20 protein-coding genes are annotated in these 24,251 nt (G+C 71.5%); 10 read left to right on the forward strand and 10 right to left on the reverse strand.

The annotated features are described in order from the left end of the window. Nucleotides 1–168: 168 nt before the first annotated feature. From ACFV88_RS17210 to ACFV88_RS17225, 4 genes are all read left to right on the forward strand, one after another. A complete protein-coding gene (locus ACFV88_RS17210; RefSeq protein ID WP_385491685.1) occupies nt 169–462 on the forward strand; it encodes a DUF503 domain-containing protein in 294 nt (97 codons plus the stop codon). A gap of 94 nt (nt 463–556) precedes the next feature. Then, the gene (gene rbfA, locus ACFV88_RS17215) at nt 557–1,075 is read left to right on the forward strand and encodes a 30S ribosome-binding factor RbfA (RefSeq protein WP_385491686.1); all 519 of its coding nucleotides are present in this window, start codon (nt 557–559) and stop codon (nt 1,073–1,075) included. Then, nucleotides 1,072–1,977, forward strand: a complete 906-nt coding sequence (gene truB / locus ACFV88_RS17220) for a tRNA pseudouridine(55) synthase TruB (protein WP_385491689.1) — start codon at nt 1,072–1,074, stop codon at nt 1,975–1,977. The genes rbfA and truB overlap by 4 nt, the downstream gene beginning before the upstream one ends. A 206-nt stretch (nt 1,978–2,183) precedes the next feature. After that, a complete protein-coding gene (locus ACFV88_RS17225) occupies nt 2,184–3,131 on the forward strand; it encodes a bifunctional riboflavin kinase/FAD synthetase (RefSeq protein ID WP_385491692.1) in 948 nt (315 codons plus the stop codon). A gap of 15 nt (nt 3,132–3,146) precedes the next feature. On the opposite strand, the gene ACFV88_RS17230 is transcribed toward ACFV88_RS17225, so the two are convergent. The 8 genes from ACFV88_RS17230 to eccE all read right to left on the reverse strand — a co-directional run bounded on the left by ACFV88_RS17230 (nt 3,147) and on the right by eccE (nt 15,333). Further along, the gene (locus ACFV88_RS17230) at nt 3,147–4,169 is read right to left on the reverse strand and encodes an ABC transporter ATP-binding protein (protein WP_385491694.1); all 1,023 of its coding nucleotides are present in this window, start codon (nt 4,167–4,169) and stop codon (nt 3,147–3,149) included. Next, entirely contained in the window at nt 4,166–5,308 is a 1,143-nt protein-coding gene (locus ACFV88_RS17235; RefSeq protein WP_385491697.1) for an ABC transporter ATP-binding protein, read from the reverse strand. Before ACFV88_RS17235 ends, ACFV88_RS17230 begins: the two co-directional genes overlap by 4 nt. After that, nucleotides 5,305–6,240, reverse strand: coding sequence for an ABC transporter permease (locus ACFV88_RS17240; RefSeq protein WP_385491701.1), 936 nt, complete (start codon nt 6,238–6,240; stop codon nt 5,305–5,307). Before ACFV88_RS17240 ends, ACFV88_RS17235 begins: the two co-directional genes overlap by 4 nt. Next, the gene (locus ACFV88_RS17245; protein WP_385491812.1) at nt 6,237–7,262 is read right to left on the reverse strand and encodes an ABC transporter permease; all 1,026 of its coding nucleotides are present in this window, start codon (nt 7,260–7,262) and stop codon (nt 6,237–6,239) included. Before ACFV88_RS17245 ends, ACFV88_RS17240 begins: the two co-directional genes overlap by 4 nt. Nucleotides 7,263–7,272: 10 nt before the next feature. After that, on the reverse strand, nt 7,273–9,180 hold the full coding sequence (locus ACFV88_RS17250) for an ABC transporter substrate-binding protein (RefSeq protein ID WP_385491704.1): 1,908 nt from the start codon (nt 9,178–9,180) through the stop codon (nt 7,273–7,275). A 421-nt stretch (nt 9,181–9,601) separates the two neighbouring features. Continuing rightward, on the reverse strand, nt 9,602–12,736 hold the full coding sequence (locus ACFV88_RS17255; protein ID WP_385491707.1) for an SCO5717 family growth-regulating ATPase: 3,135 nt from the start codon (nt 12,734–12,736) through the stop codon (nt 9,602–9,604). Nucleotides 12,737–13,240: 504 nt separating this feature from the next. Beyond that, on the reverse strand, nt 13,241–13,987 hold the full coding sequence (locus ACFV88_RS17260; RefSeq protein WP_385491710.1) for a hypothetical protein: 747 nt from the start codon (nt 13,985–13,987) through the stop codon (nt 13,241–13,243). After that, the gene (gene eccE, locus ACFV88_RS17265; protein ID WP_385491713.1) at nt 13,987–15,333 is read right to left on the reverse strand and encodes a type VII secretion protein EccE; all 1,347 of its coding nucleotides are present in this window, start codon (nt 15,331–15,333) and stop codon (nt 13,987–13,989) included. The genes ACFV88_RS17260 and eccE overlap by 1 nt, the downstream gene beginning before the upstream one ends. A gap of 398 nt (nt 15,334–15,731) precedes the next feature. Between eccE and eccB the strand changes: the two genes are divergently transcribed. The 6 genes from eccB (at nt 15,732) to ACFV88_RS17295 (ending at nt 23,114) form a co-directional block, all read left to right on the forward strand. Beyond that, on the forward strand, nt 15,732–17,255 hold the full coding sequence (eccB, locus tag ACFV88_RS17270; RefSeq protein WP_385491716.1) for a type VII secretion protein EccB: 1,524 nt from the start codon (nt 15,732–15,734) through the stop codon (nt 17,253–17,255). 13 nt (nt 17,256–17,268) lie between these two features. Further along, complete coding sequence (mycP, locus tag ACFV88_RS17275; RefSeq protein ID WP_385491719.1) at nt 17,269–18,525, forward strand: type VII secretion-associated serine protease mycosin; 1,257 nt, start codon at nt 17,269–17,271, stop codon at nt 18,523–18,525. 342 nt (nt 18,526–18,867) lie between these two features. Then, nucleotides 18,868–19,320: a hypothetical protein gene (locus tag ACFV88_RS17280; protein ID WP_385491722.1), complete on the forward strand. Its 453-nt coding sequence runs from the start codon at nt 18,868–18,870 to the stop codon at nt 19,318–19,320. A 1,803-nt stretch (nt 19,321–21,123) separates the two neighbouring features. After that, nucleotides 21,124–22,350 (forward strand): S8 family serine peptidase, encoded by a 1,227-nt coding sequence (locus ACFV88_RS17285; RefSeq protein WP_385491725.1) that lies wholly within the window; start codon nt 21,124–21,126, stop codon nt 22,348–22,350. A 65-nt stretch (nt 22,351–22,415) separates the two neighbouring features. Further along, nucleotides 22,416–22,754: a WXG100 family type VII secretion target gene (locus ACFV88_RS17290; RefSeq protein ID WP_385491728.1), complete on the forward strand. Its 339-nt coding sequence runs from the start codon at nt 22,416–22,418 to the stop codon at nt 22,752–22,754. A gap of 57 nt (nt 22,755–22,811) precedes the next feature. Beyond that, nucleotides 22,812–23,114 (forward strand): WXG100 family type VII secretion target, encoded by a 303-nt coding sequence (locus tag ACFV88_RS17295; RefSeq protein WP_385491731.1) that lies wholly within the window; start codon nt 22,812–22,814, stop codon nt 23,112–23,114. Nucleotides 23,115–23,200: 86 nt separating this feature from the next. Here ACFV88_RS17295 and ACFV88_RS17300 read toward each other — a convergent pair whose 3' ends face one another. Both ACFV88_RS17300 and ACFV88_RS17305 read right to left on the reverse strand, forming a co-directional pair. Beyond that, nucleotides 23,201–23,545, reverse strand: coding sequence for a DUF397 domain-containing protein (locus tag ACFV88_RS17300; protein ID WP_385491734.1), 345 nt, complete (start codon nt 23,543–23,545; stop codon nt 23,201–23,203). A gap of 81 nt (nt 23,546–23,626) precedes the next feature. Continuing rightward, on the reverse strand, nt 23,627–24,193 hold the full coding sequence (locus ACFV88_RS17305; protein ID WP_385491737.1) for a hypothetical protein: 567 nt from the start codon (nt 24,191–24,193) through the stop codon (nt 23,627–23,629). Nucleotides 24,194–24,251: the final 58 nt, after the last annotated feature.

Here is a 24,251-nt window from a genome sequence, read left to right on the forward strand (position 1 = left end):
CCGTGCGGTCCGGACCGGGGCCGGTCGACGGGGAAATATCCCGTCGATCGGCCCCGGCCGTCGCGTGTACGGTTCAGGTGTCCCCGCCGTGCGATCGGCGGGGCCGCCGGGCCCGCCGCACGGGCGGCACGGCCCTTGAACCCGAACCGGCGGGACATCCGGGCACACATGTACGTGGGGACCCTGTCCTTCGATCTGCTCCTCGGCGACGTCCACTCGCTCAAGGAGAAGCGTTCACTGGTACGGCCGATCGTCGCGGAACTCCGACGCAAGTACGCGGTGAGCGTCGCGGAGACCGGCAACCAGCACCTCCACCGCAGGGCCGAGATCGGTCTCGCGGCGGTGTCCGGGGACACCGGGCACCTGGCCGAGCTCCTCGACAGCTGCGAAAGGCTGGTTGCGGGACGGCCGGAAGTGGAACTCCTGTCCGTACGGCGCAGGCTCCACCGGGACGACGACTGACGCAGCCGCGTCCCCGCGACACGGCCGGCCCCACGCGGACCGGCCCACCCAGGACAAGCAGCACACGCAAGGCTTTCAAGAAGGAGACGGACCAGTGGCCGACAACGCGCGGGCTAAGAGGCTGGCGGACCTCATCCGGGAGGTGGTGGCCCAGAAGCTCCAGCGTGGGATCAAGGACCCCCGGCTGGGCACCCATGTCACCATCACCGACACCCGGGTCACCGGTGACCTGCGGGAAGCGACCGTCTTCTACACCGTGTACGGGGACGACGAGGAGCGGGCCGCCGCCGCGGCCGGACTGGAGAGCGCCAAGGGCGTGCTCCGCTCCGAGGTGGGCCGCGCCGCGGGCGTGAAGTTCACCCCGACCCTCACCTTCGTCGCCGACGCACTCCCCGACACCGCCCGCACCATCGAGGGCCTCCTCGACCGGGCCCGGGCGTCCGACGCGAAGGTCCGCGAGACCTCTGCGGGCGCCACCTACGCGGGCGGGGCCGACCCCTACCGCAAGCCCGCCGACGAGGACGCGGCGCCCGACGCCCCCGAGGCTTCCGAGGCTTCTGAGGCCTCCGCCGACGGGGACGACGAGCAGAACGGCGGCGTCTCCCGAGCATGACCAGCAAGCCCCCCGTGCCCGACGGCCTCGTCATCGTGGACAAACCGTCGGGCTTCACTTCGCACGACGTGGTCGCCAAGATGCGCGGCATCGCCCGCACCCGGCGGGTCGGCCACGCCGGAACCCTCGACCCCATGGCCACCGGCGTCCTCGTCCTCGGCATCGAGCGCGCGACCAAGCTCCTCGGTCACCTCGCGCTCACCGAGAAGGAGTACCTCGGCACCATCCGCCTCGGGCAGGACACCGTCACCGACGACGCCGAGGGCGACGTCCTGACCTCCACCCCGGCCTCCGAGGTGACCCGCGAGGCCATCGACGCCGAGGTCGCGGTGCTGACCGGGAACATCATGCAGGTCCCGTCCAAGGTCAGCGCCATCAAGATCGACGGCAAGCGCTCCTACAAGCGGGCCCGGGAGGGCGAGGACTTCGAGATCCCCGCCCGCCCCGTCACCGTGTCGTCGTTCGCCGTGTACGACGTCCGACCGGCCGTCGCCGAGGACGGCACGCCCGTGCTGGACCTCGTCGTTTCCGTGGTGTGCTCCTCCGGGACGTACATCAGGGCGCTCGCCCGGGACCTCGGGGCCGCGCTGGGCGTCGGCGGACACCTCACCGCGCTGCGCCGCACCCGGGTCGGCCCCTACAAGCTGGACTCCGCCCGGACCCTCGACGACCTCCAGCGCGAACTCACCGTGATGCCGGTCGCCGAGGCCGCCGCCGCCGCGTTCCCCCGCTGGGACGTCGACACCCGGCGCGCCAAGCTGCTGCTCAACGGGGTGCGGCTGGAGATGCCCGACGAGTACGCCGGAGCGGGCGCGGTCGGGGTGTACGACTCCGACGGCCGGTTCATCGTGCTGGTGGAGGAATCCCGGGGCAAGGCGAAGAGCCTGGCCGTCTTCGCCTGACGGCGCAGACGCCCCCTCCGTCCGGACCGCCGGGGCGCGGACCGACCCGCCCGGGTCGCCCCGCCCGCGGCGGATGCCGGTGCCGACTGCGCGTGAGGGGCATGGCACTCTTAGACCTGCGGATCCGACGCGTGCGCGGATCCGGCCAGGACCGCGGTCGCCGGACCGCCACTGGTGAGACCAGGAATGCGACAAGGAGCGGCACAGTGCAGCGCTGGCGTGGCTTGGAGGACATCCCCGAGGACTGGGGGCGCAGCGTCGTCACGATCGGGTCCTACGACGGGGTCCACCGCGGGCATCAGCTGATCATCGGCCGTACCGTGGCCCGCGCCCGGGAGCTGGGCGTCCCCTCCGTCGTCGTCACCTTCGACCCGCACCCCAGCGAGGTCGTCCGACCCGGTAGCCACCCCCCGCTGCTCGCCCCGCACCACCGCCGCGCCGAACTGATGGCGGAGCTGGGCGTCGACGCCCTGCTGATCCTGCCGTTCACCACCGAGTTCTCCCGGCTGTCGCCCGCGGACTTCGTGGTGAAGGTGCTCGTCGACAAGCTGCACGCACGGGCCGTCGTCGAGGGCCCCAACTTCCGGTTCGGCCACCGGGCCGCCGGGAACGTCGCCCTCCTGTCCGAGCTGGGCGGGACGTACGACTACGCCGTCGAGGTCATCGACCTGTGCGTCACCGGGGAGGCGGGCGGCGGCGAACCCTTCTCGTCCACCCTCACCCGGCGTCTGGTCGCCGAGGGCGACGTGGCGGGCGCGGCGGAGATCCTCGGCCGTCCGCACCGCGTCGAGGGCGTCGTCGTCCGCGGCGCCCAGCGCGGCCGTGAGCTGGGCTACCCCACCGCGAACGTCGAGACGCTGCCGCACACCGCGATCCCCGCGGACGGGGTGTACGCGGGGTGGCTCCAGGTCGGGGACGAGTCGATGCCCGCGGCGATCTCGGTGGGCACCAACCCCACCTTCGACGGCACCGCCCGCACGGTGGAGGCGTACGCCATCGACCGGGTCGACCTGGACCTGTACGGGCTGCACGTCGCCGTCGACTTCCTGGCGTACGTGCGCGGCATGGTCAAGTTCGAGAGCATCGACGACCTGCTCGTCGCGATGGCGGAGGACGTGCGGCAGTCGAAGACGCTGATCGCCGAGGCGTCCTAGCCGAGCCGGCCCGTCCTAGCCGGGGCGGGCGCCCGCCCAGTGGCACGCGGTACGGGTCGCCGTAGCGGTCAGTACCGGGAGGTCACGGGTCCGGCAGGCCCGGGACACGCCCGCGTGTTCGGCCCGGCCGTCCGCGAGGACCGGACAGCGCACGTGGAACCGGCAACCCGCGGGGACGCGGGCCGGGTCCGGCGGCTCACCGGACAGCACGACCGCCGCCCCGGGCGTCTCCGGCAGCACCGACAACAGGGCCTGGGTGTACGGGTGCTGAGGTGCCGTCAGCACCTGCTCCACGGGTCCCGTCTCGATGATCCGGCCCAGATACATCACCGCCACCCGGTCGGCGATGTTCCACGCCAGACCCAGGTCATGCGTCACCACCAGCGCGGACAGTCCGAGTTCGGACCGCAGTCGCAGCAGCAGGGCCAGGATCTCCCCGCGCACGGAGGCGTCCAGGGAGGCCACCGGCTCGTCGGCGACGAGGAGTTCGGGTTCCAGGACCAGGGCCCCCGCGATCACCACGCGCTGCCGCTGGCCGCCCGAGAGTTCGTGCGGGTAGCGCAGGAGGAAGCGTTCCGGCGGTCGGAGCCCGGCCCGGGACAGGGCTCCCGTCACCGCCGCCCGCTCGTCGCCCCCGTACCGGTGGATGCGCAGCCCCTCGGCCACCGCTTCGTACACCGTGTGCCGGGGGTTCAGCGAGCCGCTGGGGTCCTGGAGCACCAACTGGGCCCGCGCACGGTACGCCTTGAGGGCCCGTCCGCCGTACGCCAGCGGCGCCCCGGCGTAGTGGACGGTGCCTGAGGTGGGGCGCACCAGGCCGAGCAGGGTCCGGGCGAGCGTCGACTTGCCGCAGCCGGACTCGCCGACCAGGGCCACGATCTCGCCACGGTGGACGTCGAGGTCCACCCCGTCGACGGCGCGGGCCCCGGCCGCGCCCGGGCGGCCGGGGAAGACCACGTGCAGACCCCGGGCGCTGAGCAGGGCGCCGCTCACGGGCTGGTCGTTCATGGGGTGGTCGTTCACGGGCTGGTCGTTCATGGGGTGGTTCCGCTCCTCACTCCGCCCTCGGGCTCGGGTCCCGGTGCGTCCGGCCCGCCCATCAGCGGCCCGGCACCGGTGACCCCGTCCGCACCGTCCGCCACGTTCGCGACGACCGTTCCGTCCTCCAGCGCGGGGACCGCCCCCGGGCCCGGCACCCCGCCGACCCCGATCAGCACACAGGCCGCCCGGCGCGCCCCAACGTCGAGGTCCGGCGCGCCGTCGGCCTCCCGCAGCGCGGGGTCGTCCCGTTCGCAGACGTCGAGGGCGACCGGGCACCGGGGCCGGAACGCACAGCCGGACGGCAGCGCCGCCGGATCGGGAGGATCACCCGGCAGACCCCGGGGCGCGAACCGGGAGGCCGGATCGCCGATCCGCGGGAACGATCCCGACAACGCCCTCCCGTAGGGGTGCAACGGGTCCTCGTAGACCCGGCGCGCCGGGCCCTCCTCGACGATGCGGCCCGCGTACATCACGGCGAGCCGGTCGCAGCGGTCCGCGAGCACCGCCAGATCATGGCTGATCATGATCAGCCCGAGTCCGCGGTCCGTGACGAGACCGTCCAACAGGTCGAGGACCTGGGCCTGCACCATCACGTCCAGCGCGGTCGTCGGCTCGTCCGCCACGATCAGCCGTGGATCGCAGGCCAGCGCCATCGCGATCATGACCCGTTGACGCCCGCCACCGGACAGTTCGTGCGGGTAGGCGTGCGCCCGGCCGGCCGGCAGACCGACCTGTTCGAGGAGTTCCCCCGCTCGTCGCCGCGCCTGCGCGGGGCTCGCCCGGTGGTGCAGCAGGACCGGTTCGGCGATCTGGTCGCCGATCCGACGCACCGCGTTCAACGAGTGCATCGCCCCCTGGAAGACGATCGACGCCCCCGCCCAGCGCACCGCGCGCAGCCGCCCCCACCGCATGGTCAGCACGTCCTCCCCGTCGAGCAGGACCGTGCCGCGCGTGACCGTCCCGGTCGGCAGCAGCCGCAGCAGGGCCAGCGCCAGCGTCGACTTGCCGCACCCCGACTCACCGGCGATCCCGAGCCGCCTGCCCGCCGCCAGCGAGAGGTCCACCCCGCGCACGGCCGTCGCCCCGCCCGGGTAGCTCACCGTCAGGTCCCGCACCTGGAGCAGGGGTGCGCTCATCGTGCCGCTCCCGACCTCGGGTTCAGTACCGACTCGACGGCCCGCCCGCACAGCGTGAACGCCAGCGCCACCGCCGCGATGGCCAGGCCCGGCGGCACCAGGTACCACCAGTGGCCCGCGCTGACCGCCCCCGCCTCGCGCGCGTCCTGGAGCATCCCGCCCCAGGACGTGACCGTCGGATCGCCGAGTCCCAGGAACGCCAGCGTGGCCTCGGCGAGGATCGCCCCCGAGATGCCGAGCGTGGTCTGCGCCAGCACCAGCGGCAGCACGTTCGGCACCACGTGCCGCAGCATGACGTGCCGGTGCCCGCCGCCGAGCGCCCGGGCCCGCTCGATGTACGGGCGGGACTCCACGGCCATCGTCTGCGCCCGCACCAACCGGGCCGTGGTCGGCCAGGTCGTCACCCCGATCGCCAGCACGACGGTGCCCAGCGAACGGGAGAGCACGGTGGCCAGCGCGATCGCCAGGACCAGCGTCGGCATCACCAGGAACCAGTCGGTGACCCGCATGGCCACCGTCCCGTACCAGCCCCGGAAGTGCCCCGCCGTGATCCCCACCAGCGCACCGATCGCCACCGACAGCACCGCCGCCAGCAGCCCCACCATCAACGACACCCGCGCACCCCACACCAGCAACCCGAACAGGTCCCGCCCGAACTGGTCGGTGCCCAGCCAGAACGCGCTGCTCGGCCCTTCCATCGGCCCGCCCGTCGCCCGCGTCACACTGCGCACCTCGTCCCCCACCGTCCACGGGGCGGTCAGCGCGAGCAGTCCGCACAGCACCAGGGCGAGGAGCCCCAACACCCCCGAGCGGTGGGCGCGGTAGCGGCGCCAGAACCGGGCGGCACTCGCGCGCCGCCGTCTCCGGGCGAGGGCCCGCGGGCCGGGTGTGCGTCCCGGGGGCGGCAGGACGGTGTCGGTGCGCGCGGTCATCGGCCCACCCGGGGATCGAGGAACGGACAGATCAGGTCGGCCACCGTGTTCATCAGGATCACGGCCGCCGCGAACACCAGGAACAGCCCCTGAACCAGCGGGAGGTCGGGCACGCTGAGCGCCTGGTAGAACAGTCCGCCCAGACCCGGCCAGGAGAACACCGTCTCCACCAGGATGGTGCCCGCGACGACCCGCCCCAGGTTGACGAAGACCAGGGTGACCGTCGGCAGAGCCGCGTTCGGCACCGCGTGCCGCCGGCGGACGTGCACGTCCCGCAGTCCCTTGGCGCGGGCCGTGGTCAGGTAGTCGGCGTCCACCTCGTCCAGCAGCGCCGACCGGGTCACCAGCAGGGTCTGCCCGTACTCCACCGCGACCAGGGTCACCACCGGCAGCACCAGGTGGTGCGCGACGTCCAGCACGTACCCGACGCCCTGTGAGGTGCCCGACTCCATCCCGCCCGTGGGGAACAGCCCCGGCACCGGCCCGGCGCCCACCGAGAAGACCACGATCAGCAGCAGCCCCAGCCAGAACGACGGCACCGAGTACAGGGTCAGCGCCAGCCCGGTGTGGAACCGGTCGCCGGGCCCGCCCCGGCGCCAGGCCGCACGCGTGCCCAGGAACACCCCGAGGGCCGTGTACAGGGCGAACGCCGTACCCGTCAGCAGCAGGGTGTTCGGTAGTGCCTCCACGATCTTGTCGATCACTGGCGTGCGGAACTGGTACGACGAGCCGAGGTCCCCCGTCAGCGCCCGTCCGCAGTAGTCCGTGAACTGTTGCCACCACGGCAGGTCGAGTCCGAACTCGTGCCGGTAGGCGGCCAGTTGTTCTGCCGAAACCGGACGGCCCCCGGTCATGAACTTCACCGGGTCGCCGGGGATCAGCCGGAAGAGGAAGAACCCGGTCACCAGCACGGCCAGCAGCGACACCGCCGCGCCCGCCAGCCGGCCCGCCGCGTACCGGGCGTATCCGGAGGCCGCCGCCCCCGGACGCCCCGTACGGGACCGCCCCGCCGCCCCGAGCAGTTCCGGTGCGCTACTCACGGTCGTCCACCGTGGCCCGGCGGCGCAGCGCCACCGCTCCCGCGCCGCAGGCGAGGACCGCACCCGTCGCCGCGAGCCCGACCAGCACCCGGCCCCCAGCCGCGCCCCCGTCCGGCCGGTAGGGCCGCGCCGGGGTCGCCGACCACCAACTCCAGTAACCGTCCTGACCGTAGATGTTGCCCGCGGCGGCGGGCATCGTCGTGATCGAACCGATCCGGTCCGACCGGTACGCCTCCACGGCGTTCGGGTACGCCAGCACGTTCATGTACCCGGTGTCGTACAGCCGCGACTGCATCTGCCGCACCAGCTCGGCGCGCCGGTCGGGCTCGTACTCGGCGAGTTGGCGTGCGTACAACGCGTCGTAGCGCCGGTCGCAGATGAAGTTGTCCGTGGCGCCCGGAACCCCCGGGGACTCGGGGAGCGCGGCACACGTGTGCAGGGCCAGGACGAAGTCGGGGTCGGGGTTGACCGACCAGCCGTCGAAGGCCAGGTCGTACTCGCCGGCCGTCCAGGGGTCGGTGACGTTGTCCAGGCACTCGACCTCCACCCCGATCCCCAACCCGGCGTACCACTCCTGGAGGTAGCGGCCGATCGCCTTGTCGTTGGGGTCGGTGGCGTGGCACAGCACGCGGTACGTGATGGGCTCCCCGTCCGCCCCGATCCGCTGCCCGTCGGCGTTCTTGCGGTACCCGGCCCGGTCCAGCAGTCGGGCCGCCCCCGCCGGGTCGTGGGGCACGCGCTGCGCCCCGGACGGCCGCCAGTGGTACGCGGAGAATCGCGGCGGGAGGTAGCCTTCGCCGCGGACCGCGTGTCCCTGGAACACCCGGTCGACCAGCGCCTTGCGGTCCACCGCCATGAACAGGGCCCGCCGCACCCGCGGGTCCAGCAGCGAGGGGTGCCCGTCGCCGAAGCGCCGCCCGTCCCGGGTGCGGGCCCCCGGGTTGGTGGCCAGTGCGTAGAAGCGACGGCCCGGTGCGTCGTTCACTGTGATGTGCGGTTCGTCGGCCAGCGACCTCGCCTGGGCCGGCGTCAGGCCCTGGACGAACGAGACCTCACCCTTGCGCAGTGCGGCCACCGCCGCGTCACCGTCCTTGTAGTAGGTCAGCAGCAGCTCGTCGAATCCGGGTGCGCCGCGCCAGAAGTCGGGGTTGGCCCGTAGCCGTACGTAGCTGTCGGGCTCGTAGTCGACCAGGACGAACGGTCCGCTGCCGACGATCGGGAAGCCGTCGTCGTTGGTGACGCCCACGACGTCACCCGTCTTCTCCCAGACGTGCCGGGGCACGATCGGCACGTCCAGGGCGGTCATCGTCGCCTGGGGGGTGCGCAGTTTGATCACCAGGACGGTGGGGCTCCGCGCGGTGACCTCGCGGAAGTTGCCGACGTAACTGCCGTTCGCGGCGCCCGCCGCCTCGTCGGTCATCATCGTCCGGAACGTCCACGCCACGTCCTCGGCGGTCACCGGCACCCCGTCCGACCAGCGGGCGCCGGAACGGATCGTGTACGTCCAGGTGAGCTTGTCGGCGGACGGCCGCCACGAGGTCGCGAGCCCGGGCACGGTGCGGTTGTCCACCGGGTCGTAGTTGGTGAGGTACTCGTACATCAGCCGGTGCACGCTGGTGCTGATGAGTCGTGAGGCGAGGAACGGGTTCAGCGAGTCGACGCTCTGCGACACGGCGACCTTCAGCGTCCGGGGCGTCCCCCCGCTTCTCGACCCGGGGGCGGTGGCAGCGTCCGTCGTCACCGCGGCCGTCGACGGGGCCGGGGCGACCGTCGCGGACAGCAGGGCGAGCGAGGCGGCCGCGGCGGCGGCGCGGAAGGCGAAACGGACGGGGACCTGAAGCGTCCGACGGGTGGCGGGGGGCGTGGGGGAGGGGGCTGGTCCGGGCGACTCGGGCTCCATGGTTCGTGACCTCGCGTCAGGGCTCGCGGGGGAACGGAGGATCGCAGGGAGGTTCGAGGAAGGAAGCAGAAGGAGGAAGCAGACAGGAGCAGCAGGAGCAGCAGGAGAGGACGAAGGCTGTGGAGTGATGATGTGACAGCGGGCGGGGGGCCAGGCGTGTCTATCAGCGCCCGGACCCCGGGTCAACGACCGCCATCCCTGCGTACCCCCCATGGCCTGCGCAAACGTGTACCGGGGCGCATCGGGGTGAAGAGCGCGCACGGAGCCGACCGGGCGGCGCGTGGCACGTCGTACGCGCCCTGTGGGTGGATGCGCGCCGGGGGCGACGGTGGCCCCGGCGCGCCGGAGGTCCCGCTCCGGAACGTCGGAGCGGGACCTCGGGGCGGTGCGTGCGTGCCGTTCGTCGTGCGCGGGTCGGGCCCTACTGGCCGGAGCCCGCGGGGGGCGCCGGGGGCGGGCCGTCCGGAGCGCCCGGGAGGTTCGGCCGTTCGTCGGCCGGGCCGTTCGTCGACTGCTGCTCCGGGAGCGGCGCGGCGGCCGGGTGCCCCGGCCACGGTCCGGGCACCTGTGCCGCTGCCGGCGCGCCTGGTGGGGTCCCCGCGGGCTGCCCCGGCGGGAATCCGTACCCGCCGGGCTGACCCGGTGCCGGGTACGGCTGCCCCGCGACCGGCGGCTGCTGTCCGGGCGCGGGCTGCTGCGGCCAGCCGTACGCGGCACCGGGCGCGCCGGGAGCCTGCTGCGGATACGGCTGACCGGGGAAGCCCTGCTGCACGGGAGGGGGTGCAGGGTGGCCCGGCGCGGGCTGCTGCCCGGGGAAGCCCGGCTGCTCCGGGACGGACGGCTGGCCGGGAACGGCAGGCTGGCCCGGACCCGGCATGGGCGGGGCGAGCTGCGGCGGGGGGTTCCCGTCCGAGGTCCACAGCCCCTGGACCTGCTGGGCGCGCGCGAAGTCCTCCGCGACGAGCGCCGACAGGTTGAAGTACGCCTCACGGACCTTGGGGCGCATCATGTCGAGGTCGACCTCGGCCCCCGCCGCGAGGTGCTCGTCGAAGGGCACGACGACGACACCCCGGCAGCGCGTCTGGAAGTGGCTGACGATGTCCTCCACCTTGATCATCTTCCCGGTCTCCCGCACCCCGGAGATCACGGTCACCGAACGGGCCACCAACTCCGCGTACCCGTGCGCGGAGAGCCAGTCCAGCGTGGTGCTCGCACTGCTCGCCCCGTCCACCGACGGCGTCGAGACGATGATGAGCTGGTCGGCGAGGTCCAGCACCCCGCGCATCGCGCTGTACAGCAGGCCCGTACCGGAGTCCGTCAGCACGATCGGGTACTGCCGGCCGAGCACGTCGATCGCCCGCCGGTAGTCCTCGTCGTTGAACGTCGTGGACACCGCCGGGTCCACGTCGTTGGCGATGATCTCCAACCCGGAGGACGCCTGCGAGGTGAACCGCCGGATGTCCATGTACGAGTGCAGGTACGGGATCGCCTGCACCAGGTCACGGATGGTCGCACCGGTCTCCCGCCGGACCCGGCGCCCGAGGGTGCCTGCGTCCGGGTTGGCGTCGATCGCCAGGATCTTGTCCTGCCGCTCACTGGCCAGCGTCGATCCGAGCGCGGTCGTCGTGGTCGTCTTCCCGACACCACCCTTCAGACTGATGACGGCGATGCGGTAGCAGGACAGCACGGGCGTGCGGATGAGTTGGAGCTTGCGCTGGCGCTCCGCCTCCTCCTTCTTGCCGCCCAGCCGGAACCGTGAACCGCCGCCGGTCGGCCTGCTGCTCTTCGCCCGTTGCTTCTTGCTGTTGAGCAGTCGGTCGGAGGACAACTCCACCGCGGCCGTGTACCCGAGCGGGGCGCCGGGCGAGGTCCGCTCACGCTGGTCGTGCTGGAGCGGCTGGGGCCACGCTGCGCCGGCCCGCGGGTCGACCGGCTGTTGACCGTACGGGGACGGCGGAACCTGCGGGTTCTCCTGGGGCAACGGTTGCGGGTACGAGGCCGCCGGTGCGCCGGGTCCGGGCTGCTGGACACCGGGGTGGGCGGGCGGCTGTTGAGGGAAGCCGTAACCGCCGGCCGGCGGCTGCGGAGCGTCCTGGACGTACGGCTGCGGGTACCCCTGCTGGGGGAATCCCGGTGCTTGCGGGCCGGGCTGCTGGTGCGGTCCGGGTTGGCTCGGTCCGGGCAGGGCGGGGCCCGGTTGCTGCTGGGGCGCCGGTAGTGCCTGGGGCGGCTGGGCCGTCTGCGGAGCCTGGGGCGCGGAGGTGGGCGGCGCGGGGGGCACGTGGGGTACGGGTACGTGGGGAACGGGTACGGGGGGCTGGGGGAATCCGTAGCCCCCGGGTACCTGCTGGCCACCCACGGCTCCCGGCGTTCCCTGCGCATCCGGTGTGCCCGGCGCTGCGGGACCGCCCCACACCCCCGGTGCGCCCTGCGGGGCGACGGCGGGCGGTTGCACCGGTGCCGGAGTGAGCGCGGCGGGCGCGGCTGCCGGTGGCGAGGTGGGCGCAGCGGCCGGCGGCGTCGGGACTGCCGGGACGTCCGGCGTGGGCCACGGTCCGGACGGGTCGCCGGGGGTGGCCGCCCGGAACGCCGGCGGCAGCGGGGGAAGCGCCCCCTGCTGAGCGGGTGGTGACGTCCACTGGGGCGGTAGGCCCGCGGCCGGAGCCGCTTGCGGGTCTGCGGGCGCATCGCCGGGCGTGCCGTCCTGCGGCACCACGTCGTGCACGGCCGCGGGGCCGGTGCCGTCCGTGCCGGCGGCGGCGTCGCTCACCGCACCGGCGTCCTCGGGCCGGGTCTCTGCCGCGGACCCGGTCTCTGCCGCGGACGCGGTCTCGGAGCCGGTCTCGGGCCGTGCGTCGTCGGGGGCCTCCTCCGGCGCCGAAACGTCCTCCGTGCCGCCGGACCCCCCGGCCGTGGTGGCCGTGGCGGACACGTCGTCGGACGGAGCGGCGTCCGGCCCGTCAGCCAGGTCGGCCCGGTCGGTGCGGTCGGTGCGGTCCGTCAGTTCCCGCTTCAACGCGGTGACGGAGATCCGCATCGTCGCCCCGCTCTCCAGGTCACCGTCACCGCCGGCGTCGGCCCGGCTGCCTTCGGCTTCGGCGGAGGGAGCTCCGGCAGGCTCGGAGGAGGCCACGGGCACCGCGGCGGCAGGTGTCGCCGGCTGGAACCCCGAGCCGAGCGGCAACCCCGGCACGAGGGCGCCGGTGGACGCCCCGATGCCCGGCGGGGGCGGCAAGGGCAGGGCCGAACCGGTGGGCGGCGGCGGTGCGTAGGCCCCGGAGGACGGCTCCCGCGGCGTCTGGGACGGCAGCACGGGCGACTCGGCGACCGGGGGAACAGGGGGAACCACGGGGGGCGCGGCGGGCACGGGCGGCGTCGTGCCCGGGGAGGGCGAAGGAGTCTCACCCGCACTCCCCGAGGAGTTCTGCGTGTACCAGGCGGGAGGGGCGTAGTCGATGGTGAACTCACCCGTCGCCTCGACGGCGGACTCGGCGTCGGACTGGTCATCGTCGGGTGCGGCCCAGCCCCCGCGCTTCCCGTCCCGATCGCTGTTCACAATTCCTCCTGGTGTGGTCGAGCGCCCTGCTTGCCGCGATGGCGGGCGTCGTTCCCGGGTCCGGACCTCGCCGCCGGTCCGCCGGGCCTTCCCCGGGCCGCTCTCGACCGCTCAAGGGGATGCGAAGACGCGCCCGGTCCCAGCCTAATCACCCAAAGCCTCGGTACGGCAGGCCCGTCCACTGCCCCACCACGACCCGTGCCCCCGCCGCTGATCGGCAACCGCCACCCCACCCACCCGGTATGCGGGCAAACCGGGTCAAGTCCCGGTCCGGTCGGGCGCGTCGGACGTGGCACATTCGTCACGGTCCCGAAAGAAGCCCCGGAGTGTCCGCCCGATCGCGTCAGCCGGAGAACACCAGTACCGGTCCCCGCACCGACAGCCTTCCCACGCCGACCACCGTTCTCACGCCCGACCAGCGAGACGTCCGACCGCCGGGCGCCGTCACGCGGTCAACACGCCGTCAACATGACGTGAATCCGTACCCGATCGGTCCATGCACGATCAATCCATACGGCGGGCCAAACCGAGCAGACCCTCCTCGATGTCCGTCGGGCGCGTCATCACGTAGTGACGGCTCCGGTCCGCGCACCACAGCGTCACCCCGTCCGCGAGGTTCGGCAGCGACGCCACGTCCTCGCGGGGCAGCGCCAGGACCCGCCCGATCTCCGCCGCCTCGTCCGGCGACACCCGCTGCACCCCCACCAGCCGGGCCTGCCGCATCAACCGCGGGGCCACCGGGCTCAGATACGGCAGCAACGTCACCACCGACTGCCACGGCGCCGACACCACCCGTCCGCGGGGCGGGCGCATCCCGCAGTCCCGGACCACCACCACGGGTTGGCCCGCCGCCGCGCCCTGAGGAGGGACCTTGCCCACCCCGTGCAGCGCCACGCACTGCACCGCCCCGCCGGCCGCCTGCGCGAGCCCCGCCCACATCTGCGCCCGACCCGTCTCGACCGCCAACCGGACACCCGTCGCCGCGATGCGCAGCGCCAACACCTGCGCGGTCCACAACCCGCCGATGAGCACCACGTCGTACGGCGTCGGCCGGTTCACGCTCAGCACCGCGGGCTGGTCCTGCGCATCCACCCCGATCACCACCCCGTCGTCGCCCACCGGCAGCGCCAACGCGTCGAACTTCTCCACGGACAGCGCATGCCGCTGGTGACGGGGACCCAGCAGACCGAGCCCCGACCTCAACCACGCACGCGACCCCCGCGCGACCCGCTCCGGCGTCACCGCACCCATCAGCGCACACCCCCCAACGGCAATGTGGCCAACACGCCAGGCAACTGCTCCCGGTCCAACCGCGCCAGCCCCACCCGGGCCTCGCGCGCCGTCCGCTCCAACGCCCGGCGGGCCGTCGTCAACTCGCTCTCCGTACGGCCCGTGACCCTGAGGTGCCCCCGCACCCCGACGTCCCGGCCGCCCCCGTCCAACGTCAGACTGAACGTGGTCGCCAGCGCGGGCACCGCCGTGAGCCGCGCCACCACCGCCGTCAACGGCTCACCCGCACCGCCCAACTGCGGCCAACGGCGTATCCAGTACGCCGTGTGGCGGCCGTTGTCACACCGCCAACTACGACTCGACTCCTCGGTGCGCCGCTGCGGCACCTCCGTACGCCCCGCCTGAGCCGTCACCAACGGGTTCGCACCCGCCGAGGTCGCCACCGCGGCCGTCAACTCCTCGTCCGTCAACACCGACACCCGGAAACCCGCACCCGTCAGCCGGCTCGCGAGGTGCTGCGCCGAACGTGCCACGCACTTCTGCGCCCCCAACAGGCCGCCCCCGCGCGCCGCCACCGCCTCAGGACACAACTCCGGGTCCAACTTCAGTGCCACCCAGGTGAGTCGTACCGCCGGAGCGGTCACCCCGACGTGCAACCGGGCGTAGTTGGTGACCGCTATCGCGTCCTGCGGCAGGTGCGGCGCCGGCGCGGGCTGCGTGTGCACCACCACCTGCGCCGACTCCAGCCTGATCCCGTCCACCACCAGGGCGTCCCGGACCAGGCCCAACGGCAACGGCCGCCGCTCCCGCTCGGCGCGCAGGGCCGTCGTGTCCGACTCGACCTGGAGCACCACCGTCAGGAACCCGCCGTCGCCGACCATCCCCACCGGCCGTCGATCCCGGTTGCCCCCCGGCGTGAACCGGTACGTCCGAAGCGCCGGCGCGCACTCCACCGCCGGCGCCAACCCCGGTTCCGTACCGGGCGGCACCGTCCACGACCGGGCCCGACGCACCCGGGACCGGAAACTCCACACCGTCGCCAACCACTCGGGCAACGAGCGCCCCCGCCGGCGCACCAACGCCAGCGACAACAGGACCAACGCCACCGGTGCCACGACCGCCAGCACGAGCGGATCGACCACCCACCCGACGAGCACCAGCGCAGCCGCCACCTCGACCAACGCGAGCCGTTGCCAACGGAACGACCCGCGCCCCCCGCCGCCCCCCGCCCGCCCCGAACGAGCAGCGAGCCGCGGCGCCACGACGGCGACGGAGGACCGCGCGGAACCGGCATCGGAACCGGCGGCCGGAGCCGTCCCCGACGACCCCGAGCGGGACCGCGAACGGGTCCGCGTGGCGGAAACCATCACTCCATGACCCCCGATGTCCTGCTGGCCCCGTATTACCCGCACTCTTCCGAAATCCGCTGGCCAGTAAGGCGGTTAAGGGCCGCTCACCCTACCCGCCCCCCGTACCCGACCACGTACCAGGCATAGTAGGTGCCCGGTCTGACAACACGTCGGACACCGCCCGCACCCCCCGGGGACCCACCGCGCCGGACACACCGCCCGTCGAGCGGTAGCGTGCCGTTCGAGGCGCGCGCCCGGAGCACGTGGACCACCCCGTCCGCGGCGGTGCCCGACCGGACGACGAGGACCGTGCGCGACGGTACGCGACGAGCAGGGACGCCGGGGGCTCCGGCGATCCCGCGAACTACGCGAACTTCGGCGACACACGGGGACACACGGGGGAGACGCACACACCGATGGCATCACGGCGCGACGAACTGAACGCCTACACCTTCGCGAAGCGCCGCACCCTGGCGGCCTACCTACGGCCCTACCCGGGCGGCACCGAGGAGGACGCCCCGCGCCCGCTCCGCGGCATCGTGCCCGGGATCGTCGTCGGCGTGCTGGTCCTCGCCGTGTTCGGCGCCTGGGGCATGTTCAAACCCTCCGCCCCGCCCGGCTGGTCGGAGCCCTACAAGAACGTCATCATCGCCAGCGACTCCACCACCCGGTACGTCGTCCTGAAGACCGACGGCGAACGCCAACTGCACCCCGTCCTCAACATGGCCTCCGCCAAACTCCTCCTCGAACCCGGCCAGGGCAAGGTCATCAGCGTCGACGAGTCCGTCATCGACAAGGGCGAGATCCCGCACGGCGCCAGCCTCGGCATCCCCTACGCACCCGACCGGCTCCCCCCGGCCGAGGAAGCCGACGCGGCCAAGCGCTGGGCCGTCTGCGAACGCCCCGGACAGGGCGGCCGGACCATCCAGACGGCCGCGTTCGTCCTCGCCCCCCGCGAGGAGAACCTGACCGACGGCCGGGAACGACTGCGCGGCGGCGACCTGATGTACGTCACCGGACCCGACCGGTCCCACCACGTCGTCGACGCCCACGGCACCAAGTACCGCGTACCCGCCGACGACGAACTCCTCCTGCGCACCCTCGACACCAACGGCCGCGCCCCGCAGCGCGTCTCCCGCGAATGGCTCGCCACCCTGCGCACCGGGGACCCCGTCGACTTCCCCGAGGTCGACGGCACCGTCGGAGACCCCGCCCAGGCCCCCGGCAGCCTCGCCCCCGGCGCCAACAAGATCGGCACCGTGCTGCGCGCCCCCCACGGCGACCGCACCCAGCACTACGTCGTCCTGCCCGGCAAGGTCGCCCCCGTCTCCGACTTCACCGCCAAACTCCTGCTCAGCAGCCGCGACCTCAACGTCCTCGGCCAGGCCGGCCGCCCCCGCGACGTCGGCCCCGCCTCGTTCACCCCCGAGGGCCGCGCCTTCGCCGGCGACCGCGACTGGCCCGCCCACGAGCCGCGCACCGTCAACGACCCCGGGCGACCAGGCGGCCGGGACACCGTCTGCAACGTCCTGCGCAAGGTCGACCCCGACACCGGCGCCACCACCCTCAGCACCTGGGCCGGCACCGACTACCCCGCCCCCCTGCCCAGCGGCTCCTCCAGCGCCTACGTCACCCCCGGATCCGGCCAACTCTTCCGCCAGGTCACCGGAGCCCAGACCAAGACCGGCGGCATCTTCCTCGTCACCGACACCGGACTGCGCTACGCCCTCCAGTCCAACAGCGACAGCGCCTCCGACGACGCGGGCATCGGCATGTCCGAAGCCCGGCGCAAGGAACAACTCCAGGAAGCCCAACGCGCCCAGGCGTGCCTCGGCTACGCCAAGGCCGAACCCACCCCCGTACCCACCGCGTGGTCCGCCCTGCTGCCCACCGGCCCCCGTCTGTCCACCGCCGCGGCCCGCCAGCCGCAGGGCTCGTAACGGGAGCCGCCCCGTGCCGTCACTCGCCCCGACCGCCTCCGCCCGCCGCAGGGCCTCCTTGACCACGGCCCTCGTCGTCGCCGCCACGGCACTCACCCTGCCCGTCGCACCGAATGCGGCCGCCGACACCGGCCAGTGCACCTTCCCCGCCGAGCCCTACCAAGGACGGCCCTGGGCCCTGCAACGCGTCCTCCTCGACGAACTGTGGGACGAGTCCACCGGCAAGGGCGTCGAGGTCGCCGTCATCGACACCGGCGTCGACGTCAAGCACCCCCAACTCACCCGCGCGGTGGACACCTCCAAGGGCCTCAACTCCCTGCCCGCCAAACCCGAGGACGACAACGGCGACCCCGTGCCCCGCGGCAAGGCCGACGGCACCGGAGACACCGTCGGCCACGGCACCCGCGTCGCCGGTCTCATCGCCGCCCGCCCCGCCAAGGGCACCGGCTTCGTCGGCCTGGCCCCCGACGCCCGGATCATCCCCATCCACCAGAACGACGCCCACGGCAACGGCACCGCCGCGAGCCTCGCCACCTCGATCCGACACGCCATCGACGAGGGCGCCGACGTCATCAACATCTCCCAGGACACCGCGAACGCCGTCGAGTCGTCACCGGACCTCAAACAGCAGATCAACGCCGCGCTCGACGCGGAGATCGTCGTCGTCGCATCGGCCGGCAACGACGGACTCGGCGGCAACGTCAAGAACACCTACCCCGCGTCCGAACCCGGAGTCCTCGCCGTCGCGGCGTCCGACCGCAACAACGAACGCGCCCCCTTCTCCCAGTCCGGCGAGTTCGTCGGCGTCGCCGCGCCGGGCGTCGACATGGTCTCCACAGTTCCCGGCGGCGGCCACTGCGCCGACAACGGCACCAGCTTCGCCGCCCCCTACGTTGCCGCGGTCGCCGCCCTGCTGCGTGCCAAACACCCCGACTGGCCCGCGCGCCGGATCGTCGCCCAGATCCAACAGACCGCGGAACGCTCGGTGGCCGGCCCCGACCGCCTCGTCGGCTGGGGCGTCGTCGACCCCGTGCGCGCCCTCACAGAGGACGACCGCCCCGTCGACGCGCCCGTCGCCGACGAAGGCGTCAACCGTGCCGAGGCCCCCACGGCACCGCGGGTCGACCTCGGCGAATCCGCCGCCGACCGGGACGCCCGCCTCGCCACGTACGTGACCGTTGCCGCCACGGTCCTGGCCGCGGTACTCGCGGGCATCGCCGTCACCGTCCGCGACAGGTCCCGACGTCGTGACGGTCACTCCCGCGCATGACGCTCCGACCGCGCCGGTGGCCGTCTGAGTATCCGTGCTCAGGTGGCTGTCAGTGATGGTCGCTATGCTGCTGGTGACAGCGCGACGCGGCCCGTTGCCGCACCGCCACGCCCATCGGGCAACCGACCGACTTCGCAACTGCGCCTCCCAAAAGTCCAGTTGGAGCGGAATCGCGTGGTGGTTACAGTGGCGGGGCGGGATCGCGCCCGCGCGCACGCCCCTTCTCCTCAGCGTGCCGGCGCGCCCGAACGGTGCGCCGGAGCAGGGCCCGTGGGGATCCACGGGGCGCGGGCTCCGGTGAACGAGCAAACGGGGAACGGGGAAACGGGGAAGGACACGGACATGGGGCTTCCAGACAGCACGGGCCGTGCCTCGTACGTGAGCGGGGCTGACCTACGGCGCGGTGTCGCCGCGCTGAAGACCTTCAAGAAGAGCATCGACAAGGTCCTGTCGGACTTCGAGGGGTCGGCGGGCGGCGCGACCAAGGTCGGTTCACAACAGGTGTCCCGGGCCTCGTTCAGCAGCGCGAGCAGCCCCTTCGGCGAGGCGGACGGCCTGTTCACCCAGTACGCACGGGTCCACCAACGCCTGACCTCCCTCTCCAAGGCGCTCGGCCAGCAGATCGAGGCCATGGGCATCGCCGTCCACGGGGCGGACGTCGGCTTCGACAACCTCGACGAAGAGGTGCGACGACGGTTCTGGGCGATTCAGACCAAGATCGACGCACAGTACGAGCGCGACCGTGCGGGTGACGGCAGGCGCAACCAGGACAACCAGACCGATGCGGGGTGGTAGGCATGGCCGGCCAGAACGACCAGAACACCCCCGACCCGTCCGACCTGCAACGGGTCGCAGGACAGAACAGCGTCACCGACATGGCCGTGGCCGTGTCCGGCCTGCTGGAAGGCACTGTCTTCTTCAACGCGCCGAGCGTCAGCCCCGGTCGCACCAGTTTCGAGGCACACCGACTCAACGACATGATCAACCTGGTGCAGAACACCAAACCGGACGACCTCGAAGAGGCAGGCACTGCACTGTGGAGCGCCCGCGACGCCATCAACAAGGCCGCCGACGAACTGAAGAGCCATGTGGCCCAGCCCGATTGGGAGGGCGAGTCGGGTGAGGCGTTCCGCAAGTGGGGCGAGGCGCTCGTCTCGGACACCTTGAAGCTCGCGGACTTCGCCGACGCCGCCGGCACTCAGATCACCGCCGCCGGGACCGGGCTCGCCTCCGTCCGCAGCTCCATGCCTCCTCGCGACGCACGAGCCGATCCCAAGGCCGTCGAGGACTTCCCCGCGGACAAGCGTGGGGCGGACAACGCGGAGTACGCGGCCGCGGTGAAGGCGGAGAAGCACCGCCAAGAGGCGATCAACCAGATGAACCGACTGGCGTCGTTCTACGCGGTCTCCGAGGGCGCCCTGGCCCAGCAGGAGGGTCCTACGTTCACTCGAATGCCTGACGTGGGGGTTCCTCGACCGAATCGAGGCTGGGACGGGGCCGAACCGATCATTGACGGCAGCGTCCCGCTTTCCGCATCCCCGGGACACGACGGGGCAGTCGCTTCATCTGCGTCAGAGTCATCCACTCGTGGAGTGACAGCCCCGGACGACGTCTCCGGAGGAGTGAATGTGCCAGGGGGCGCGCACGGGACGTCTCCGGTGATGAACCGCGATCCTGCGACCGAGATCGCGAGTGTCGGCACTGTTCCTACCGCGACAGGTCCAGTGAGTAGCGGTCCGGGTCTGATCCCAGCCCAGGCGCCTCCCGGTGAGTCCGCCACGGTCACGCCCCCGGCTCCAGCGTCTCGCGACCGTATCCCGAAGGGTGAGCCAACGGGTGGCACGTCAGTACAGCCGAGGCGGGCGGCACCTGGGAACAATTTGTCGGATTCCGCGAGGGCTGGGGCTCGAGGGGCAGCAGGAAGGGCGGCGAATCCCGGAGGGGGATGGGGCGCCGGAGTCCAGGGAGGCTCAAGGCACACAGGGGTGCCTCAGGGGCAAGGCATCCCAGGCCGAGTTCCGCCCGGGGGTTCCGTGTCTGCAGTCGGCGGTTCACCTCAGCACCGTGCAGCTCCCAGCAACGTGCCTGTCGGTGGCTCCAGCGGCATCGTTGGCGGACGCCCGGCGCCTGCAACGCCGCCGCCGATGGGCCCACGCCCCGGGCAGGCACCCGTTGTCGGAGGTGTCGGTAGGACTGCGTCCACTGCTGGGCCTGCTGTTGCCCCCGGTGCCCGGGGTGTGATTGGCGCATCCTCAGAACCGCAGCGCCAGCAACGCACTACGCGTCGGGCCGCAACTCCTACCAGCAATTCCAACGTCGTGGGAGGCGCGAGGAGCAGCAACCTGAATCGGAGTGGTCAGGGCTTCTCCGTAGGCGGGACTGGACTAGTGCGAGGTGCGAAGGGTTCCCAGCGGCGTAGAGACGCGGAAGAGGAGCAGCAATCGGACGATGACATCGGGCAGCAGGGTTCATCGACTGAGCTAGACGAGGACAGGCACAGGAATGATGTCAGTTGAGGCCCGTCGCGGCAGGGCGACTCCAGTATCGGTGGGGCACCTTGGGCGATCAGTCGTCTCCGTAGCTAGTTCTTGTGCCGTCATGACCGCGTTACTGATTGGGTTGGCGCCTCCTGTCGCAGCCGACGACGTTCATTCGCAGCAGTGGTATATGGAACCCATGCAAGCGGAAAGAATGTGGAAGATCAGTACAGGGAAAGGAGTGAAGGTGGCTGTGGTTGACTCTGGCGTCAACCCTCAGACGCCGTCACTCAGAGGCAAGGTCCTCGTCAATGAAGTGCCCGATGACGCTGCTTACGGTGCCACCAAGGACTACGGAGGGCACGGTACGACGATGGCCGAGCTGATCGCCGGGAGCGGGGCTGACGCGAGCCTCCGCGGACTTGCGCCGGATGCGCGAATCATTCCGATTCGAGTGGTACTGAAGCAGCTCAAGAGTAAGGATGAAATCAGGAAGACCGCTTCAATTCCGGATGGAATCCGAGCTGCTGCTGATACCGATGCTCGGATCATTAACCTGTCGCTCGGAGGAGAGTTCACCGATCCTGAACTTGAAGATTCCGTGAAGTATGCGGCCTCCAAGGGAAAGCTCATCTTTGCTTCCGTCGGAAACGAGGGGCCAAAGGCAGAGTTCAGGGCCTACCCAGCGGCCTACATTGAAGCGATCGGAGTCAGCGCCGCTGACAAATCTGGTAAGGTCGGCGATTTTTCCCAGAAGGGCGACTACGTTGACCTTGCGTCCCCAGGCGTGAACGTTCCGATGTGGTGCGACGAGACGTTCACCCGGTATTGCCCCTCCCGAGGAACCAGCCAGGCCACGGCGATCGCGTCGGCGTCCGCAGCCCTCATCTGGTCCGTCCATCCGGAGTGGACCGCCCATCAGGTGCTCCGTACCCTCATCGACACCGCGGGGCGCGACTGGGCGAGGAACAATCCAAGCAACTACCTCGGCTACGGCCTGATCCGCCCCCGCCTGGTTCTGGAGGATCCCGACATCGACCCGGGACCGGCGGACGTCAACCCGATCACGAACGAGAAGACTCCGATCGAGGGCGCCGAGCCCTCCGCTGACGAGTCCCCCAGCGCTCCGTCGAGCAAGCCCACGGACTCCGAAGTCGGTCAGGCCCCGAAGGGTTCACCGAGCGAAGGATCGCCAGCAGACGGTGACAACGCCCCCAACGGTCCCACCGCGTCTGCCGACAAGGACAACGACGGCATCAACCTCGTCCCCGTCCTCGGCGCCGCAGCGGGGCTCGCCGTGCTCGGCGGTGGCACCTACGTTTTCCTCCGCAAGCGCCGCAACGCCTGACCACCCGCACCACCAGCACCGTCCGAACCCGTCCCTCGCCCCCAACACAGAAGGGAACCGCAGCCATGTCTCAGGGCCAGCGGCTATCGAATTCAGAACTCATCAAGCTCGAACAGGACATCGCCACCCGCTTCGAGAACCTCAAGGGCCAGCTCCACCGCCTCCAGGCCACGATCGACAGCCTGGAAGGCCAGTGGAAGGGTATCGGCGCCGGTGCGTTCAACAGTAAGCAGCACGAGATCAACACCTCGATGGTGCGCATCGGCAACATCCTCGTGAAGTTCCTCGACGCCATGAGCGCGAGCCGCAAGATCAAGGACGGCACCGAGGAAGAGGTCCGCGCGGCCGTGCAGAGCATCAACGTGTACGACGGCGCACCGAAGTCCAGCCTCAGCGGCTACTAGAGCCGCCCGCTGACCGTCCACCGCGAGCACATCACTCTACGAGGGGAATCCGCACCCATGTCCACGGGCAACTACGACGAACTGGTCGTCCGGTACGGCGGCCTGGACGCCACCGCGACCGAGCTGGCCAACCAGGCGAAGAAGCTGGAAGAGGACCTCGCGAGCCTGAAGCGGGCCGTGGCGACCGTCGCCGCGGGCTGGGAGGGCGAGGCCCACACGATGTACACCCAGGAGCAGGCCAAGTGGGACAAGGAGGCCGAGGACATCCACCAGGCGCTGGTCGCCATCGCGGGGGTCGTCGGCCGGGCCGGCGGTGACTACATGGGCGGCGACAAGAAGGCCGCCAGCTACTTCCTGTAGAGCGGGCGAGCGGTGGCAGGGGTCGGGGTGGGCACGCACGGGAGGTGCCCACCCCGGCCCCTGTTGTAGCTCCGGCTGCCGTCCCGCTACCGCGGAGGCCCGCCCTCGGTTCCGGCAGCAGTCTCGCTCTCGCTCTCGTCCTCGACCGGTGTCAGGTCGAACTCCCCGTCGCGCGCGCCGAGTACGAACGCCCGCCACTCGGCTTCGGTGTACCTCAGCACCGTTTCCTTGTCGAGCGAGGACCGCATGGCCACGCCGCCGCCGGGCAGGTACGCGATCTCCACGCGCTCCTCGTCCTCCTCGGTGCCCGGAGCGCCCACCCACTCGACGCCGGAGATGTCCAGCGAGTACAGCTCGTCCTTCTCCCGCTCCTTGCGGGCCCGCACTTCTTCCTCGGACTCCGCTACTCCCAGGCCCTGTTCCTCGGCCATGCCCCGACCCCTTTCTCCGTGGTTTCTCGTCAAGTGTTTTGCCGTGCCTCACCCTACGCCCTGGCAATACGGTGCAGTTCCCTAGAGTTTCGAGGGGAGCTCACACTTGGCGTCTTTGTGTGCATACTCCGCCGCACTTCGAACGATATCGATCAGTGCCTGGCGAGTATCTTTGTCGCTGGCCTCGCCTGCCTCGCGGAGGAAGACGTTGACGCCGAGATTGCTATGCATCCCGGTGTTCCGTCCCTCGGGGTGGCAAGGTACTTGTACGGCCGCCCTGGAGATAGATGCGGTAGCCATTACTCCAGCCTTGAAGTCTTCGAGTGGATTGCCGTCCGTATAGTCATTGAGTTGCTTGCTTATCCAATCCTCACGATTCATCGGCTGCATCGCCCGACTCCAGAGGACAATTGCGGTTGCCACATCTTTGATTCGAGCCGCGCAGTGCACCAAGTATCCGTCCCCGTGCCCAGCGATCGGGGTGTCAACGAAGATGTAATTTCGCCCGGTTGGCAGCGCGGTTCTCAATGCTGGAACGAGGTTCTTCGATTTCCCTAGTGCCGGGCATGTGTCGCTCTTATTGATCCTAGGTTTCGCGCTTTCGTCGAATGGAGGGATCCTATTCAGATACACAACCCCTGCTGTCACGAATAGTAGTATCGTGATAGTGAGGGATATCGTGAGCGGATTTCTCTGGATGATGATT

This window comes from Streptomyces sp. NPDC059816 (assembly GCF_042732055.1).
Taxonomy (GTDB): Bacteria; Actinomycetota; Actinomycetes; order Streptomycetales; family Streptomycetaceae; genus Streptomyces.

Excerpts from the sequence above, each read along its gene's own strand:
- ACFV88_RS17210 (WP_385491685.1), top strand. The coding sequence starts at position 169 with ATGTACGTGGGGACCCTGTCCTTCGATCTGCTCCTCGGCGACGTCCAC.
- truB (WP_385491689.1), top strand. The coding sequence starts at position 1,072 with ATGACCAGCAAGCCCCCCGTGCCCGACGGCCTCGTCATCGTGGACAAA.
- ACFV88_RS17230 (WP_385491694.1), bottom strand. The coding sequence starts at position 4,169 with ATGAACGACCAGCCCGTGAACGACCACCCCATGAACGACCAGCCCGTG.
- ACFV88_RS17235 (WP_385491697.1), bottom strand. The coding sequence starts at position 5,308 with ATGAGCGCACCCCTGCTCCAGGTGCGGGACCTGACGGTGAGCTACCCG.
- ACFV88_RS17240 (WP_385491701.1), bottom strand. The coding sequence starts at position 6,240 with ATGACCGCGCGCACCGACACCGTCCTGCCGCCCCCGGGACGCACACCC.
- ACFV88_RS17250 (WP_385491704.1), bottom strand. The coding sequence starts at position 9,180 with ATGGAGCCCGAGTCGCCCGGACCAGCCCCCTCCCCCACGCCCCCCGCC.
- ACFV88_RS17260 (WP_385491710.1), bottom strand. The coding sequence starts at position 13,987 with ATGGGTGCGGTGACGCCGGAGCGGGTCGCGCGGGGGTCGCGTGCGTGG.
- eccE (WP_385491713.1), bottom strand. The coding sequence starts at position 15,333 with ATGGTTTCCGCCACGCGGACCCGTTCGCGGTCCCGCTCGGGGTCGTCG.
- eccB (WP_385491716.1), top strand. The coding sequence starts at position 15,732 with ATGGCATCACGGCGCGACGAACTGAACGCCTACACCTTCGCGAAGCGC.
- ACFV88_RS17280 (WP_385491722.1), top strand. The coding sequence starts at position 18,868 with ATGGGGCTTCCAGACAGCACGGGCCGTGCCTCGTACGTGAGCGGGGCT.
- ACFV88_RS17285 (WP_385491725.1), top strand. The coding sequence starts at position 21,124 with ATGACCGCGTTACTGATTGGGTTGGCGCCTCCTGTCGCAGCCGACGAC.
- ACFV88_RS17290 (WP_385491728.1), top strand. The coding sequence starts at position 22,416 with ATGTCTCAGGGCCAGCGGCTATCGAATTCAGAACTCATCAAGCTCGAA.
- ACFV88_RS17295 (WP_385491731.1), top strand. The coding sequence starts at position 22,812 with ATGTCCACGGGCAACTACGACGAACTGGTCGTCCGGTACGGCGGCCTG.
- ACFV88_RS17300 (WP_385491734.1), bottom strand. The coding sequence starts at position 23,545 with ATGGCCGAGGAACAGGGCCTGGGAGTAGCGGAGTCCGAGGAAGAAGTG.